17 protein-coding genes and 1 pseudogene are annotated in these 16,532 nt (G+C 70.6%); 15 read left to right on the forward strand and 3 right to left on the reverse strand.

The annotated features are described in order from the left end of the window. Positions 1-561 (reverse strand): Gfo/Idh/MocA family oxidoreductase (locus QR77_RS34240; protein WP_040025913.1); only part of this gene is annotated, 561 nt, incomplete at its 3' end. A gap of 102 nt (positions 562-663) precedes the next feature. On the opposite strand from QR77_RS34240, the gene QR77_RS34245 reads away from it, so the two are divergent. From QR77_RS34245 to QR77_RS34290, 10 genes are all read left to right on the forward strand, one after another. Next, positions 664-1,452, forward strand: coding sequence for a GntR family transcriptional regulator (locus QR77_RS34245; protein ID WP_040025915.1), 789 nt, complete (start codon positions 664-666; stop codon positions 1,450-1,452). 190 nt (positions 1,453-1,642) lie between these two features. After that, positions 1,643-2,659: a sugar ABC transporter substrate-binding protein gene (locus tag QR77_RS34250; RefSeq protein WP_052489262.1), complete on the forward strand. Its 1,017-nt coding sequence runs from the start codon at positions 1,643-1,645 to the stop codon at positions 2,657-2,659. Next, positions 2,656-3,729, forward strand: a complete 1,074-nt coding sequence (locus QR77_RS34255) for an ABC transporter permease (protein WP_040025917.1) — start codon at positions 2,656-2,658, stop codon at positions 3,727-3,729. The genes QR77_RS34250 and QR77_RS34255 overlap by 4 nt, the downstream gene beginning before the upstream one ends. Next, a complete protein-coding gene (locus QR77_RS34260) occupies positions 3,726-4,604 on the forward strand; it encodes an ATP-binding cassette domain-containing protein (RefSeq protein ID WP_078877490.1) in 879 nt (292 codons plus the stop codon). Before QR77_RS34255 ends, QR77_RS34260 begins: the two co-directional genes overlap by 4 nt. A 255-nt stretch (positions 4,605-4,859) precedes the next feature. Next, positions 4,860-6,023, forward strand: coding sequence for an ROK family glucokinase (locus QR77_RS34265; protein ID WP_040025918.1), 1,164 nt, complete (start codon positions 4,860-4,862; stop codon positions 6,021-6,023). Further along, on the forward strand, positions 6,020-6,604 hold the full coding sequence (locus QR77_RS34270; RefSeq protein ID WP_040025919.1) for a hypothetical protein: 585 nt from the start codon (positions 6,020-6,022) through the stop codon (positions 6,602-6,604). Before QR77_RS34265 ends, QR77_RS34270 begins: the two co-directional genes overlap by 4 nt. 79 nt (positions 6,605-6,683) lie before the next feature. Beyond that, the gene (gene pcaC / locus QR77_RS34275) at positions 6,684-7,976 is read left to right on the forward strand and encodes a 4-carboxymuconolactone decarboxylase (protein ID WP_040025920.1); all 1,293 of its coding nucleotides are present in this window, start codon (positions 6,684-6,686) and stop codon (positions 7,974-7,976) included. Between the two features lie 84 nt (positions 7,977-8,060). Beyond that, complete coding sequence (locus tag QR77_RS34280) at positions 8,061-8,693, forward strand: MBL fold metallo-hydrolase (protein WP_040029131.1); 633 nt, start codon at positions 8,061-8,063, stop codon at positions 8,691-8,693. A gap of 112 nt (positions 8,694-8,805) precedes the next feature. Then, positions 8,806-9,585, forward strand: a complete 780-nt coding sequence (locus QR77_RS34285; RefSeq protein ID WP_040025921.1) for an exodeoxyribonuclease III — start codon at positions 8,806-8,808, stop codon at positions 9,583-9,585. A 48-nt stretch (positions 9,586-9,633) separates the two neighbouring features. After that, on the forward strand, positions 9,634-10,074 hold the full coding sequence (locus tag QR77_RS34290; protein WP_040025923.1) for a DUF6278 family protein: 441 nt from the start codon (positions 9,634-9,636) through the stop codon (positions 10,072-10,074). Positions 10,075-10,585: 511 nt separating this feature from the next. On the opposite strand, the gene QR77_RS34295 is transcribed toward QR77_RS34290, so the two are convergent. Next, positions 10,586-11,332: a hypothetical protein gene (locus tag QR77_RS34295; protein ID WP_040025924.1), complete on the reverse strand. Its 747-nt coding sequence runs from the start codon at positions 11,330-11,332 to the stop codon at positions 10,586-10,588. A 105-nt stretch (positions 11,333-11,437) separates the two neighbouring features. On the opposite strand from QR77_RS34295, the gene ggt reads away from it, so the two are divergent. Further along, positions 11,438-13,258, forward strand: coding sequence for a gamma-glutamyltransferase (ggt, locus tag QR77_RS34300; RefSeq protein ID WP_040025925.1), 1,821 nt, complete (start codon positions 11,438-11,440; stop codon positions 13,256-13,258). 43 nt (positions 13,259-13,301) lie between these two features. Here the strand turns inward: ggt and map are convergent, their stop codons facing one another. Continuing rightward, positions 13,302-14,069, reverse strand: a complete 768-nt coding sequence (gene map, locus QR77_RS34305; RefSeq protein ID WP_040025926.1) for a type I methionyl aminopeptidase — start codon at positions 14,067-14,069, stop codon at positions 13,302-13,304. Between the two features lie 41 nt (positions 14,070-14,110). Here map and QR77_RS34310 point away from each other — a divergent pair, with 41 nt between their 5' ends. The 4 genes and pseudogenes from QR77_RS34310 to QR77_RS34325 form a co-directional block, all read left to right on the forward strand. Next, positions 14,111-14,368, forward strand: a complete 258-nt coding sequence (locus QR77_RS34310) for a helix-turn-helix transcriptional regulator (protein WP_040025928.1) — start codon at positions 14,111-14,113, stop codon at positions 14,366-14,368. Between the two features lie 75 nt (positions 14,369-14,443). Beyond that, positions 14,444-15,664, forward strand: a complete 1,221-nt coding sequence (locus tag QR77_RS34315; RefSeq protein ID WP_040029132.1) for an alginate lyase family protein — start codon at positions 14,444-14,446, stop codon at positions 15,662-15,664. A 9-nt stretch (positions 15,665-15,673) separates the two neighbouring features. Continuing rightward, on the forward strand, positions 15,674-16,057 hold the full coding sequence (locus tag QR77_RS34320) for a PPOX class F420-dependent oxidoreductase (RefSeq protein ID WP_040025929.1): 384 nt from the start codon (positions 15,674-15,676) through the stop codon (positions 16,055-16,057). 189 nt (positions 16,058-16,246) lie between these two features. Next, positions 16,247-16,532, forward strand: a pseudogene (locus QR77_RS34325) (hypothetical protein); the annotation flags it as partial.

A 16,532-nucleotide genomic window follows, 5' to 3' on the forward strand; every position in this document is an offset into this window, starting at 1 on the left:
CTCCACCACCTCGCGTCCGGTGACCCAGCGGATCATGTCGAAGTCGTGCACCAGGCAGTCGCGGTACAGACCGCCGGAGAGCGGGAGGTACGCGGCCGGCGGCGGCGCCGGGTCGGAGGTGATCGCCCGTACGGTGTGGAGCCGGCCGAGCTTGCCCGTCCGTACCAGCTCGCGCGCCGCGCCGTACCCCGCGTCGAAGCGGCGCATGAAGCCGAGCTGGAGGGCCGTACCCGCCGCCTCGACCTCGCTCAGCGCGCCGAGTGTGCCCGCCAGGTCCAGCGCGATCGGCTTCTCGCAGAAGGCGGGCAGGCCCGCGCGCGCCGCGCGGCTGATCAGGTCCGCGTGGGACGCCGTGGCCGAGGCGATCACCACCGCGTCCACGCCCCAGGTGAAGATCTCGTCCACGGAGGGGGCTGCCGTGGATCCTGTCCGGTCGGCGACCTGGGCCGCCCGTACCGAGTCCGTGTCCGCGACGACCAGGGAGCCCACGTCGCGATGGCGGCTGAGTACGTCCGCGTGGAAAGTGCCGATGCGGCCCGTGCCGATGAGTCCGATGCGCATGGCCCCAAGGTGGCCGCACGATCCTCGCGATGTCAAGCATTTGTCCTGACAATCGAACTTCAAGACTTCCCGTCAACATGGCGCGGGACTACTCTCGGCGACGTGCCCCAACAGCCGAGAACAGCGCAGCCAGGACAGGAGGCGGACCACGCCAAGCCGCTCCAGCTCAGCGTCGACCGCACCAGTCCGGTCCCGCTCTACTTCCAGCTCGCACAGCAGTTGGAAGCCGCCATCGAACGGGGCCGCCTCGCCCCCGGCAGTCTTCTCGGCAACGAGATCGAACTCGCCGGACGCCTCGGGCTGTCCCGGCCCACCGTCAGACAGGCCATCCAGTCGCTCGTCGACAAGGGCCTGCTGGTCCGCCGCAGAGGCGTCGGCACCCAGGTCGTGCACAGCCAGGTCAAGCGCCCGCTGGAGCTGAGCAGCCTCTACGACGATCTGGAGGCGGCCGGCCAGCGCCCCGCGACCCGAGTCCTGCGCAACACGCTCCAGCCGGCCACGGCCGAGGTCGCCGCCGCGCTCGCGGTCGCCGAGGGCAGCGAGGTGCGGCTGATCGAGCGGCTGCGGTACGCGCACGACGAGCCGATGGCGTACCTCCGCAACCACCTGCCGACCGGGATGTTCGACTGCGACACCCAGCAGCTCGAAGCCACCGGCCTGTACCGCATGATGCGCGCGGGCGGCATCACCCTGCACAGCGCCCGCCAGACGATCGGGGCCCGCGCCGCCACCGCGGACGAGGCCGGACAGCTCGCCGAAGGGCCCGGAGCGCCCGTCCTCACCATGGAGCGCGTCACCTTCGACGACACGGGTCGCGCCGTCGAATTCGGCTCACACATCTACCGCGCCTCGCGCTACGCCTTCGAATTCCAGCTTCTCGTCCGTCCCTGAGCCCCCTGGCAACTGTTCGTCACCCGCACGTTCCGATGCGCAGACGATGCACATCCGATACAGACCCGATGAACATCCATCGAACAGCCATGGCCGATACTTGGGCGGCCGGGCCCGGGTCCGCGTACCTTCCGTACCTCCCGTATCTCCCCGGCCGCACCGAGAAGGACCGCGAGAGGGGCATGGCGTCGTGACAAGGGTTCGGACAGGGGTACGCGCTTTCAGCGGGGTACTCGCCGTGGTGCTCGGGGCATCGGCTCTCGCCGGATGCAGCAGCACCGGCGGCCTGCGCGCCGAGAAGCGGGCACAGCAAGCCGCGGCCCAGGGGCGGTCCGCGGTGAACACACCCGACTGGACCGTCGCGATGGTCACCCACTCGGGCGACGGCGACACCTTCTGGGACATCGTCCAGAACGGCGCCAAGCAGGCGGCGGCGAAGGACAACGTCAAGTTCCTCTACGCGCACAGCGACCAGGGCCAGCAGCAGGCCGAGCTGGTCCAGTCCTACATCGACAAGAAGGTCGACGGGCTGATCGTCACGCTCGCCAAGCCGGACGCCATGAAGGCCGTACTCGCCAAGGCGCGCAAGGCCGGCATCCCGGTGATCACGGTGAACTCCGGTGCCGAGCAGTCCAAGGCGTTCGGCGCGCTCAGCCACATCGGCCAGGACGAGGCCATCGCTGGACAGGCCGTCGGCGAGGAACTCGACAAGCGCCACAAGAAGAAGGCTCTCTGCGTCATCCACGAGCAGGGCAACGTCGGCCTCGAACAGCGCTGCGCCGGAGCCAAGAAGGCCTTCACCGGCCAGATGCAGAACCTGTACGTCAGCGGCACGAACATGCCGGACGTCCAGGCGTCCATAGAGGCCAAACTCCAGGCCGACAAGGGCATCGACGCCGTCGTCACGCTGGGCGCGCCCTTCGCCGACGCCGCCGTCCAGTCGAAGAAGACCGCGGGCAGCAAGGCCGAGGTCGACACCTTCGACCTCAACGCCAAGGTGGCCTCGTCCCTCAAGGCCGGCACCCTCGGCTTCGCCGTCGACCAGCAGCCCTACCTCCAGGGGTACGAGGCCGTCGACCTGCTCTGGCTCTACCGCTACAACGCCGATGTGCTCGGCGGCGGCCAACCCGTGCTGACCGGACCGCAGATCGTCACGCAACAGGACGCCGGTGCGCTGGAGGCCTACACGAAGCGGGGGACCCGATGACCACGACCGCACCACCCGTGAGCCCCTCACCGGGCGGCGGGGTGCCTTCGGGGAGCGACGAGCGCCTGACGCGGCCCTCGCCGCTGCGCAGGTTCATGGGACGCCCCGAACTCGGGTCGGTCGTCGGAGCCGTCGCCGTCTTCCTCTTCTTCTCCATCGTGGCCGACTCGTTCCTGCAGCTCTCCAGCCTCGGCACGGTGCTGTACGCGTCGTCGACGATCGGGATCATGGCCGTCCCGGTGGCGCTGCTGATGATCGGCGGCGAGTTCGACCTGTCCGCCGGTGTGATGGTGACCAGCTCGGCGCTGATCTCCACGATGTTCAGCTACCAGATGACCGCGAACGTGTGGGTCGGCGTGTTCGTCTCGCTGCTGGTCACGCTGGCTTTCGGGGCCTTCAACGGCTTCATGCTGACCCGGACGAAACTGCCCAGCTTCATCATCACGCTGGGCACCTTCCTGATGCTCACCGGGCTGAACCTCGGCCTGACCAAGTACATCAGCGAATCCGTCTCCACCAAGTCGATCAGCAACATGGAGGGGTTCAGCTCCGCGAGCAAGCTCTTCGCCTCCACCTGGACCGTCGGCGACGTCGACCTGAAGGTCACCATCCTGTGGTGGATCGCGCTGATCGCCCTGGCCACCTGGATCCTGCTGCGTACGCGCTTCGGCAACTGGATCTTCGCCGCGGGCGGCAACGCCGAAGCGGCGAGGGCCGTCGGGGTCCCGGTGATCAAGACCAAGATCGGGCTCTACCTGGGCGTGGCGTTCTGCGCCTGGATCTCCGGGCAGCACCTGCTGTTCTCGTTCGACGTCGTCCAGTCGGGCGAAGGCGTCGGCAACGAACTGATCTACATCATCGCCGCCGTCATCGGCGGCTGCCTGATCACCGGCGGCTACGGCTCGGCGGTCGGCTCGGCGGTGGGTGCCTTCATCTTCGGTATGACGAGCAAGGGCATCGTGTACGCGGAGTGGAACCCGGACTGGTTCAAGTTCTTCCTCGGAGCGATGCTCCTTCTGGCCACCCTGCTGAACGCGTGGGTGCGCAAGCGTGCGGAGGCCTCTCGATGACGGAACACATCAAGAACACCGAAGAGACCGACACGGCACGGGACGCCGCCACCGGCCCCGGGACGCCGCTCGTCGAGCTCGACGACGTCAGTAAGTACTACGGCAACGTCCGCGCCCTGGAAGGCGTTTCGCTGGAGGTGCACGCGGGCGAGATCACCTGCGTACTCGGCGACAACGGCGCCGGCAAGTCCACCCTCATCAAGATCATCTCGGGGCTGCACCAGCACGACTCGGGCGAGTTCCTGATCGAGGGCGCGAAGACGTCCCTCGCCTCCCCGCGGGAGGCCCTGGACCTGGGCATCGCCACGGTCTACCAGGACCTGGCCGTCGTACCGCTCATGCCCGTCTGGCGGAACTTCTTCCTCGGCTCCGAGCCCACCAGGGGGAGCGGTCCCTTCAAACGGCTCGACGTCGCGCTGATGCGGGAGACCACCCGCGCCGAGATGCTGCGGATGGGCATCGACCTGCGCGATGTCGACCAGCCCATCGGCACCCTGTCGGGCGGTGAGCGGCAGTGTGTGGCGATCGCGCGTGCCGTCCACTTCGGCGCGAAGGTGCTCGTCCTGGACGAGCCGACCGCCGCCCTCGGGGTGAAGCAGTCCGGTGTGGTGCTCAAGTACGTGGCGGCCGCACGCGACGCCGGGCTCGGCGTGGTCCTCATCACCCACAACCCGCACCACGCCTACCTCGTCGGCAACCGGTTCATCCTGCTCAAGCGCGGTGTGATGGCCGGCAGCCACACCAAGGACTCGGTCACCCTGGACGAGCTGACCCGGCAGATGGCGGGCGGTTCCGAGCTGGACGAGCTGAGCCACGAGCTGGAACAGGCGCCCGTCCCCACCCATCTGGGCGGCAACGCCCCCGACAGTGCCTGATACGGCCGCCGGCCGGGCCCACACAGGGGCGCGGCCGGCGATGTGAGCAAGGTCGTCGCACGTCCGAGCGGGCCGCGCCGCGACCTCCAGGGACGCGGATGGCAGAATCTGCCTCGGTGGGCACCGTCCGCCGCCGCCGTCCACCCGGGCGGCAGGCCCCGACCCCGCAGGGACGACACGACTCGTGCGAGCAGCCAGGCCGACTCCACACACACGCCGCAGAGGCCGCCGGACGGGGCTCGGGGGGCGGGGCCGATGAGCACGTACCGGGACTTCACCCATCGCGGCTCGGCCCGCGCCACCGTCCTGCGGACCGTCGGCACCCGTGAACGCCGCTCCCTGCTGACCGCGCCCCGGGTACCGACCGTCGGCATCGACATCGGCGGTACGAAGGTGATGGCCGGGGTCGTCGACCCCGACGGCAACATCCTGGAGAAGATCCGCACCGAGACGCCCGACAAGTCCAAGAGCCCCCGGGTCGTCGAGGACACCATCGTCGAACTCGTCCTGGACCTCTCCGACCGGCACGACGTGCACGCCGTCGGCATCGGCGCGGCCGGCTGGGTCGACGCCAACCGCTCCAAGGTGCTGTTCGCCCCGCACCTCGCGTGGCGCGACGAACCCCTCAGGGACGCGATCGCCGGCCGTCTCGCCGTACCCGTGATGGTCGACAACGACGCCAACACCGCGGCGTGGGCCGAATGGCGTTTCGGCGCCGGCCGTGGCGAGGACCACCTCGTCATGATCACGCTCGGTACCGGTATCGGCGGCGCGATACTGGAGGACGGGCAGGTCAAGCGCGGCAAGTTCGGTGTGGCCGGCGAGTTCGGGCACATGCAGGTCGTCCCGAGCGGCCACCGCTGCCCGTGCGGCAACCGGGGCTGCTGGGAGCAGTACAGCTCCGGCAACGCCCTCGTACGGGAGGCGAAGGAGCTGGCGGCCGCCGACTCCCCGGTCGCCTACAGCCTCATCGAACGCGTCAAGGGCAACGTCCACGAGATCACCGGACCGCTGATCACCGAACTCGCCCGCGAGGGCGACGCGATGTGCGTCGAGCTGTTCCAGGACATCGGCCAGTGGCTCGGCGTCGGGATCGCCAACCTGGCCGCCGCACTCGACCCGTCCTGCTTCGTCATCGGCGGCGGCGTCAGCGCGGCCGACGACCTGCTGATCGTCCCGGCCCGCGACGCCTTCCGCCGCCACCTCACCGGCCGCGGCTACCGTCCCGAGGCCCGTATCGTCAAAGCCGAACTCGGCCCGGAGGCCGGCATGGTCGGCGCCGCCGACCTGGCCAGGCTCGTCGCCCGCCGCTTCCGGCGCGCCACCCGCCGCCGGGTGGAGCGCCACGAGCGGTACGAGCGCTACGCCCAGGCCATCAGGACCCCCCGGACCCCGCAGAGCCAGGAACCGCCGTCATGAGCACGCCCACGCAGCCTCCGCATCAGCTCCCCGACGTGGAGGGCCGGCCGCCGGAGGACAGAAGGCACCGCAACCGCCGCCGCTGGCTGACGGCCGTCGTGATCCTCCTGCTCGTCGGGATCCCGGCCGGCTACCTGGCCGTCTCCGCCGAACAGAGCCGCCAGAGCGGCCGGGACAAGGAGGCGGAGTCCATGGCCACCGGACTCCAGCCGATTCGGCCCGCGCGGATGAAACGCGACATCTACGACGTACCCATCTCCGGGGGCGCGACCGGCGTGCGCTACTACGAGACGAGCAACTGGAAGTCCAGCAGGCTGTACGCCCAGTTCGACCTGACCTCGGGCCGCCTCGACACCTTCCTGATGGAGATGGGCACCGACCGCTCCGCCCTCAAGGACGGCGCCATCACCATCCCGGCCCGCGACAGGAACGTCGTCGGCTGGAACTTCGACATCCCCGGCCACGACTGGGCAGGCCTCGTTCACAAGCAGAAGGCCCCGCTGCCCAGCCAGGACGTCGTCGTCGACCTCACCGACCCCGGATTCCCAAGGGTGTTCGTCGTCTCCACAACCACCCCGTGATCTCCACACCCATCTCCACAACGTGCTGAAGAGCACCCCGTGACCCCAGGTGCCCCGTGGGCTCACTAACCTGACGCGGGTGAGTGAGACGACACCTATCAAGACGCTCCAATACCGGATGGACGGTCCTGAGGACGCACCCGTGCTGATCCTCGGGCCTTCGCTCGGCACGACCTGGCACATGTGGGACAGGCAGGTACCCGAGCTGGCCCGGCAGTGGCGGGTGCTCCGCTTCGACCTCCCCGGACACGGCGGCGCGCCCGCGCACGCCGCCCCCGGCGTCCCCGAACTCGCCGAGCGGCTGCTGGCCACGCTCGACATGGTCGGCGTGCAGCGCTTCGGCTACGCCGGGTGCTCCATCGGCGGAGCCATCGGCGCCGAACTGGCGCTGCGCCGGCCCGACCGCATCGCCTCGCTCGCTCTGGTGGCCGCCTCGCCACGGTTCGGCACCGCCGACGAGTTCCGCCAGCGCGGCGTGATCGTACGGGCCAACGGGCTCGACCCGATGGCGCGCGCCGCCCCCGAACGCTGGTTCACACCGGGCTTCGCCGCCGCCCAGCCGGCGATCGTCGAATGGGCCGTCCAGATGGTCCGCACCACGGACCCCGGTTGCTACATCGCCGCCTGCGAGGCGCTCGCCGCCTTCGACATCAGGGCGCAGCTCGGCCGGATCATCGTGCCGACGCTGGTCCTCGTCGGCGCCGAGGACAAGGTGACGGGACCCGCCGAGGCGCGGACCCTGGTCGCCGGCATACCGGACGCCCGGCTCGCGCTGGTCCCCGGCGCCTCGCACCTCGCCCCCGTCGAGCAGCCGGGCGCCGTCACCGATCTGCTCGTACGGCACTTCTCCACCGCCTGGTACAACCCGTCCGACACCTCCACCGGCATCACCATCCTGCCCGAGGGGCTTGTGCCGCCCCTCTCGGCGATGGTGGGCCCGGTCGCGGAGATCGCCCCCGCCGAGCAGCCGCAGGCGGTCTCAGCCATGCGCGCCGACCCGTACGAGGCGGGCCTGCGGGTACGCAGGGAGGTCCTCGGCGACAAGCACGTGGACCGCGCCCTCGGCGAGGCCGACGACTTCTCCGGGGACTTCCAGGAGTTCATCACCCGCTACGCCTGGGGCGAGGTGTGGACCAGGGAGGCGCTGGACCGCCGGATGCGCAGCGCGGTGACGCTGACCGCGCTCGTCGCCGGCGGACACCTCGACGAGCTGGCCTTCCACACCAAGGCCGCGCTCCGCAACGGCCTCAGCCCCGCCGAGATCAAGGAGGTGCTGATCCAGACGGCCATTTACTGCGGTGTCCCCGCGGCGAACTCCGCGTTCAAGGTCGCGCGGGCCGTGATCCAGGAGGAGACGAAGCCCCATACGTAGCACGATGGGCAGGGGGCCCGGTGGCGACGACGACCGCCGAGCGGGAGCGGACAGGACACGTACGACGAGCGAGGACGGTCGATGATGAAGCTCACCAAGAAGACGCACGCCTGCATCCGGCTGGAGAAGGGCGGGCAGACGCTCGTCATCGACCCCGGCTCCTTCAGCGAGGAGGACGCGGCGCTCGGCGCCGACGCCGTCCTCATCACGCACGAACACCTCGACCACTTCAACGAGGACCGGCTGAGGGCCGCGCTCGACGCCAACCCGGCGGCCGAGCTGTGGACGACGCGCAGCGTCGCCGACCAGGTCTCCGCCGCCTTCCCAGGACGGGTGCACGCGGTCGGCCACGGCGACACCTTCAGCGCCGCCGGATTCGACGTACAGGTGTACGGCGAACTGCACGCGGTGATCCACCCGGACATCCCCAGGATCACGAATGTCGGCTTCCTCGTGGACGGCTCCGTCTTCCACCCGGGCGACGCCTTGACGGTCCCGGACCAGCAGGTGGAGACGCTGATGCTGCCGGTGCACGCGCCCTGGAACAAGATCTCCGAGGTGATCGACTACGTGCGCGAGGTCAACCCGCGCCGCGCCATCGACATCCATGACGTGCTGCTCAAGGAGCTGGCCAGGCCGATGTACGACATGCAGATCGGCAATCTGGGCGGCGCGGAACACGGCAGGCTCGCCCCGGGTGCCTCGACGGATCTCTGAAGGACCGGCCCCCTCGGCGGGCGGTGACATCGGGCGGGGCATCGGCCCGGGGCATCGGCCCGGGACATCGGCGCGTGCCGGACTGTCGGACCCCGCCGATAGGCTGTGAGGCATGCGCATCGCGACCTGGAATGTCAATTCGATCACCGCCCGGCTGCCCCGGCTGCTGGCCTGGCTGGAGAGCAGCGGCACCGACGTGCTGTGCGTCCAGGAGACCAAGTCCACCGAGGAGCAGTTTCCCGCCGAGGAGCTGCGCGCGGCCGGGTACGAGTCGGCGGTCAACGCCACGGGCCGGTGGAACGGCGTGGCGCTGCTCTCCCGTGTCGGCCTGGAGGACGTCGTCAAGGGCCTCCCCGAAGGCCCGGAGTACGACGGCGTGACCGAGCCGCGCGCCGTGGGCGCCACCTGCGGCCCCGTCCGCCTCTGGTCGGTCTATGTGCCCAACGGACGCGAGGTGGGCCACGACCACTACGCGTACAAGCTGCGCTGGCTCGACGCCCTCCGTAAGACGGTGGCCGACGACGCGGCGGGGTCGCGCCCCTTCGCCGTCCTCGGCGATTTCAACGTGGCGCCGACCGACGACGACGTCTGGGACCTCTCCCGCTTCGTGGGGGCCACCCATGTCACCCCCGACGAGCGGGCCGCGCTCGCCGCGCTGCGCGCCGAGGGGCTCACGGACGTGGTGCCCCGCCCCCTGAAGTACGACCGCCCGTACACCTACTGGGACTACCGCGAGCTGGGCTTCCCCAAGAACAGGGGCATGCGCATCGACCTGGTGTACGGGAACGCGGCGCTGGCCGGAGCGGTCAAGGACAGCTATGTCGACCGCGAGGAGCGCAAGGGCAAGGGCGCTTCCGACCACGCGCCTGTGGTGGTCGACCTCGACGTCTGAGCCGCGCGCCCTATGGTGCCCCGGCAGGCACGATGGCAGTCTTGCGGTATGAACATCCCTTTCTTGGACAACTGGCGCAAGAGGGCCGGCGGCGACCGCGGCACATCACTCGCCTCCGCCGTCGGCGGCGACGAGGAGGGCGTGGCCGAGCTGCTCTCCGAGTGCGAGCTGCTGCGCGTCCGGGCGGGGCAGCTCGGCCTCAGGCTCGACGACTCACCGGAATCCCTCGAAGCGCTCGACCAACTGCCGCCGCGCTGGCGTGACGACCCGGAGGAACTCCCCTGGCTGGGTAACGACGCGGGTCTCTATCTGGGCACGGTGATCGTTCTCACCGTGCCCGACGCCGTCTGGCACATCTGGCCGGGCGGCCACCCCGTGGTGCGGCTCGCCTCGGGGCGGGAGATCCAGGTCGTCGAGGCGGGCATCGAGTGGGCGGTCACCGGCGCGCCCGAGCTTTCCCAGGTGTACGCCGAGGCCGCGGAAGCCTGAGGCCCCGAACGGCCGAGCCCCTACCCGTTGCAGTAAATACGGCTTATGCCGCATTTATGCGTGTCGAGTACGAAGTCCCTTGCCGGGCTGGATAGTTTGCGCTGACGCCAGGGCAAACTCATCGCGCCGAATCTCGACTACGATTTGCCGTTCATCCCTACCGAGAACCAAGGCCGAGGGTGTCGCCCCGGCCCAACCAGGGACGCTGCTGCCGGCCGTGCAGTAGTTCAGGGGCAGTGCCCGCCCGGCAGCAGCCGGAGATCACTTCTCGCACTGCGGACCGCCAGTCACCTCGGGCGGACGCCGGCGGGTGGAAGGTCAGCTGCGAGCCGGTCGGGTCGTGTCCGGGATGGAGCGGGTCACGGCTGTACGGCGCCAGACTCAGTCTGGTTCACCGGCTTGCCGGGCCGAGCGGGCCCCCGTCGCAGAGCCATGCGACGGGGGCCCGCTCGCCTGGTCCCGGGGCCGCGTGCGGGGCCCGCTCACCCGGGGCGCGTCTCCTGCGGCCGTCCTACTGCTCCGTGGCGCGGTGCGACGTACGGACGACCGGCGCCGGCTCCGTGGCCGCCCGCGTCACGTCGGACACCAGCTCGACCACATCGGGGCCGTACGCCCCCGAGTTGACCACCTTCAGCAGCAGGCAGAACGTGCCCCTGCCGTACTTGCGGGACAGCTTCTCGTGGTGCCGCGCCAGATAGCGCGCCGCCGCCTGGTGGGTGATGGCCCGCTGCCCGCAGAGCAGGAAGACCGGTCTCGACTCCTGGCCCGCCGTGAGCCGCGCCAGCAGCACGTACTCCGCCACCCCGGGATCCATGCGGTAGCGCTCGGTGCCGATCTGGAAGGAGCCCCGGTCGGGTCCGGGCTCGGGCTGGGTGTTGATCGCGACGCCGGGCAGCAGCGAGGTGAGGTGGGCGGCTATCCGGCGGTTGGTGGTAGGACCGCCGAAGCAGAACTCCGTACGCTCGCCGAAGCCCTGCCTGGCCGTGTCGTGCTGGATTATCTGGGCGTGCGCGCCGCAGTCCTTGACCAGCGCCGCCAGTTCCAGCAGCGCGAAGACGTCGTAGCGGTGGACCGAACCCTCGCCGCCCGCCTCACGGCTGACGACGAGCAGGCACTCGGAGCTGTCCGGCAGCCCGAAGAACACCTGCTTCCTGCGCAGCTTGCGCCGCCAGAGATGGGTACGGGCGATCCAGCCCACGGCCGCGCCGATGGCGACGGCGACCACGCCGAGCACGATGTTGCGTACGTCGTCAGTCATGGGCGCGCATGCTAGCGGCCCCGCCGCATCGTTGTCCGGGGAGGTGCTGACGGGGCAGGCGCGGTGAAGTTACGCTGCGCGGACGGTTCTTGACTGGAGGTACGGATGCGTCGCTCCGCAACACGCAAGGTGTCGGTGGTGGCCGTGGTGGCTGCCACGCTCGCTGTCGGCGCCGCGGCCCCACCCATGGCGCGTCATACGCAGGACACACCGCGGACCCCCGCGAAGACCCCGGTGGCCACCGGCTACGGGGGAGCGGTCGCGAGCGTGGACCCCGACGCCACGGCCGCCGGCATCGAGGTGCTCAGGAACGGGGGCAACGCGGTGGACGCCGCCGTGGCCACCGCGGCCGCGCTCGGCGTCACCGAGCCGTACTCCGCCGGTATCGGCGGTGGCGGCTACTTCGTCTACTACGACGCGAAGACCCGTACGGTCCGTACGGTCGACGGCCGCGAGACCGCGCCGAAGTCGGCGGACTCCTCGCTCTTCCTGGAGAACGGCAAGCCGCTCGTCTTCGAGGACGCGGTCACCAGCGGCCGGAGCGTCGGTACGCCCGGAACGGCCGCCACCTGGGACACGGCGCTCCGCGACTGGGGCAGCCGATCCCTCGGACAGATGCTGAAGCCGGCGGAGAAGCTCGCGAAGAACGGCTTCACCGTCGACAGCACCTTCCGCTCCCAGACCGCCGACAACCAGGCCAGGTTCGCCGACTTCCCGGCCACGGCGAAGCTCTTCCTGCCCGGCGGGCAGCTCCCGGTCGTCGGTTCCGCCTTCAAGAACCCCGATCTGGCGCGTACGTACGAGGAGTTGGGCCGCCAGGGGATCGGGACGCTCTACCGGGGCGGGCTGGGGCGCGACATCGTACGCACCGTGCGCAAGCCGCCCGTGGCCGCCGGCTCCACCAGGAACGTCCGCACCGGGGACCTGACGGCCGGCGACCTGGCGTCGTACCGCACGGTGGGCCGGGCGCCCACCAAGGTCTCGTACCGGGGACTCGACGTGTACGGCATGGCGCCCTCGTCTTCCGGCGGCACCAGCGTCGGCGAGGCGCTCAACATCCTCGAACGGACCGACCTCTCGAAGGCCTCCCAGGCGCAGTACCTGCACCACTTCATCGAGGCGAGCCGGGTCGCCTTCGCCGACCGGGGCCGCTGGGTCGGCGACCCGGCCTTCGAGGACGTGCCGACCAAGGGACTGCTGTCCCAGCGGTTCGCCGACTCGCGCGGCTGCCTGATCAAGGACGACGCGGTGCTGAAGAGCCCCCTGGCGCCCGGTGACCCGAACCATCCGACGGCGTGCGGGGCGGGCGGCACCGCCGCGCCGACCACGTACGAGGGCGAGAACACCACACACCTCACCACGGCCGACAAGTGGGGCAATGTCGTCGCCTACACACTGACCATCGAGTCGACGGGCGGCAGCGGGATCACCGTGCCGGGACGGGGCTTCCTGCTCAACAACGAGCTGACGGACTTCTCCTTCGCCCCGGCGAACCCGGCCGTCCACGACCCGAACCTGCCGGGCCCGGCCAAGCGTCCGCGCTCCTCCATCTCGCCGACGATCGTGCTGGACTCGCACAACAAGCCTGTCCTGGCGGTCGGTTCGCCGGGTGGCGCGACCATCATCACGACCGTGCTCCAGACGCTGACCGGCCGGCTGGACCGTGGGCTGCCACTGGTGGACGCGATCGCCGCACCCAGGGCGAGCCAGCGCAACGCCGCCACGACGGAGCTTGAACCGGCCCTGTACAACAGCCCGTTGCGCGGACAGTTGGAAGCGCTCGGCCACGCCTTCACGCTCAATCCGGAGATCGGCGCGGCCACGGGTATCGAGCGGCTGCCCGACGGCCGCTGGCAGGCTGCGGCTGAGACGGTCCGCAGGGGTGGCGGCTCCGCGATGGTGGTGCACAAGGCAGGCAAGCAGTAGGCAGGGGAGTGGCGTCAGCGTCTCCCGCGTGGGCCCGCGCTTCTCACAGTTGTGTGAGGATGCGCGGGCCCTCGTCCGTGATCGCCACAGTGTGTTCCGCGTGGGAAGCGCGGCTGGCGTCCAGTGTGCGGACCGTCCAGCCGTCGGGGCCGGTGTAGTGCCGGTCGGTGCCACTCGCGATCAGCATCGGCTCGATCGCGAGCACCATGCCGTGCCGCAGTTTCATCCCCCGGCCCGGGCGGCCCTCGTTGGGTACGCCCGGGTCCTGGTGCATCGTGTGGCCCACACCGTGCCCGCCGAAGCCGCCGGGGATGCCGTACCCGGCCGCGCGGCACACCCGGCCGACCGCGTGGGCGATGTCCCCCACGCGGTTGCCGACGACAGCGGCGGCGATGCCGGCGGCCAGCGCCTCCTCCGCCGTCTCGATCAGCCGGGTGTCCTCGGGGCGTGCGCGCCCGACCGTGAAACTGACCGCGGCGTCGCCCACCCAGCCGCCGAGCACGGCGCCGCAGTCGATCGACACGAGATCGCCGTCACTGAGCCGGTACGAGCCGGGGATGCCGTGCACGATCGCGTCGTTGACCGAGGCGCAGATGACGGCGGGGAAGGGGACGGGCGCCCAGTCGGGGCGGTAGCCGAGGAACGGCGATCCGGCCCCCGCCTCGCGCAGCACAGCTCGCGCGGTCTCGTCGAGCGCCGAGAGATGGACGCCGACGGCCGCCGCTTCCCGTACCGCCGTCAGTGCCTGTGCGACGACCTGCCCGGCGGCGCGCATGGACTCCAGGGACGCGTCAGTCTTGATCTCCACCATGCCAATAACTATACCGATCTGAGCGGTATTAGAATGGCGGCATGGTACGAAACCCCCTCACCCCCGAAGAGCACGAGCGGGGCGAGCGGCTGGGCCGTCTGCTCCGCGCGGCGCGCGGATCGCGCAGCATGGCCGAGGTCGCCGCTGTCGCCGGTCTCTCGGCCGAGACCCTGCGCAAGATCGAGACCGGACGCGCCCCGACGCCGGCCTTCTTCACCGTGGCGGCGCTGGCCGGCGCGCTGGGTCTGTCGATGGACGAGATCGCGGCGGGCTGCGTGTCCGTACCCGTGGCCGCCTGAACTTCCGTGACGGGCCGCCACCCGTCGGGCGTCCGCCGGATTGCGGGGATCCGGGTGCCGGACGACCGTGGAGACGTGTCCGTCAAGAAGATCGTTCTCGCCGCGCTGCTCGGTCCGCTCCTGCTGCTCGCCGCCTGCGCCCCCGGGGGTGCGGGCCGCAGGTCCCAGCACGGGGCTGACGCGGCGAAGTACGGCGGCCCGGCCAGGTTCGTCCATCCGGGCGTCGTCGTCGGCGGCGCGCAGCTCGCGACCGTACGGCGGAAGGTCGCCGCCGGGCAGGAGCCCTGGAAGTCGGCGTTCGAAGCGATGCGGCGCAGCCGGTACGCGGCGCCCGGCTACACCCCGCACCCGGCCGCCGTCGTGGCCTGCGCCTCCAACCACGGCGCGCCCGCCTGTGTCGCCGAACGCGAGGACGCGATCGCCGCCTACACCCAGGCCCTCCTGTGGTCCGTCACGGGCGAGGCGCGGCACGCCCGTAAGTCCGTGCAGATCATGGACGCCTGGGCGAAGGTGGTGAAGCGGCACACCAAGAACGACGCCGACCTCCAGACCGCCTGGGCCGGCTCGTCCTGGGCACGGGCCGCCGAGATCATGCACGCCGGCTACCCGGGGTGGGACGCGGCGTCCGTGATGCGCTTCAAGTGGATGCTGCGCAAGGCGTATCTGCCCGCGGTGACGGCCAACGTGGCCGACTACAACGGGAATTGGGAGCTGACGATGACCGACGCCGCCATCGGGATGGCGGTGTTCCTGGAGGACCGCACGGTCTTCGAGCAGTCCGTACGCCGCTACCGCGCGCGGGTTCCCGCGTACTTCTACCTCAGCTCGGACGGCAAGCTGCCGAAGCCGCCGCCGGGCGGCACGATCACCAAACGGGCCGCGCTCTCCACGTACTGGTTCGGCCAGCGGGCCTTCGCCGACGGCCTCGGCCAGGAGACCTGCCGCAACTTCATGCATATCGGCTACTCGCTCGCCTCCACCGCGCACATCGCGGAGACGGCCTGGCACCAGGGCGTCGACCTGTACACCGAGGAGGCGGAGCGGCTGCGGTCCGCGCTGGAGTTCCACGCGCGCTACCAACTCGGCGCCGCCGCCCCTTCGTGGCTGTGCGGAGGCAAGGTCGTACGGACGATGGGGCCCGATGTCGAGGTCCTGCTCAACCACCTCCAGGGCCGGATGCACCTGCGGCTGCCTCAGACGCTGAGACTCGCCGAGAAGCAGCGCCCGGCGGGCACGGACGACCTGTTCGTCGCCTGGGAGACCCTCACGCATGCCGGAAACCCGTCGGCGGCGTAGGGTCACGCCGTGACCACCCTCGACGAACTCGGCCGCAGCCGTTATGTCAGCCTCACCACCTATCGCAAGGACGGCACGGGTGTCGCCACCCCCGTCTGGCACGCGGTGGACGGAGGCGAACTCTTCATCTGGACCAACACCCAGACCTGGAAGGTCAAGCGCATCCGGAACAACGGCCGGGTCATGGTGACGGCCTGCGATGTGCGGGGCCGGATCAAGCAGGGCGCGCCGAGTGCCGAGGGCACGGCGCGGCTGCTCGACGAAGCGGGCACCGAGGACGTGCGGCGCCTGCTCGGGCGCAAGTACGGCTGGCAGTTCTGGCTGATCGACTGGCCCGCGAAGATCGTCAAGCGCGGCAGGCGGTCGCAGACCGGGATCGCCGTCAGCTTCTGAGGCCGCCGGCTTCTGAGGCTGTCGGCTTCTGAGGCTGTCGGCTTCCGCTTTTGGACCGGTCGGTTCTCCCTTCGAGCCCGCCGGTTCGGCTCAGCTCCGTCCCCGGGCGAAAACTGTCCGTAGCGCTCCCGTAACACGACTGAGGTCGAATGCCAGGGACCAATGGCGTGGCAGGGACGGGCGGCAGCGATGGCGGTGCATCAACTCCCGGCGGAGAGCGGAGCGTTCGCGCGATACCTGCGCGACCTCACCACACTGCTCGACCCGGGCGGCGGCTGGTACGGCGTCTTCGCGCAGCGGGACCCGGCCGGAATGCGGGCCTGCCTCGACGGGGTGGAGATCCCGCCCTGGGACGTCGTCGATTCGCTGCTCCAGGACTTCGCCGCCGGACGTGACGGTGAGGCCGTCGCGCGCGAGAGCGCCCGGGCGAGGGCGCTGCACGCGGCCTCGGCCGCCGTACACGACCGGCGGCCCG

This window comes from Streptomyces sp. 150FB, assembly GCF_000818195.1.
GTDB lineage: Bacteria > Actinomycetota > Actinomycetes > Streptomycetales > Streptomycetaceae > Streptomyces.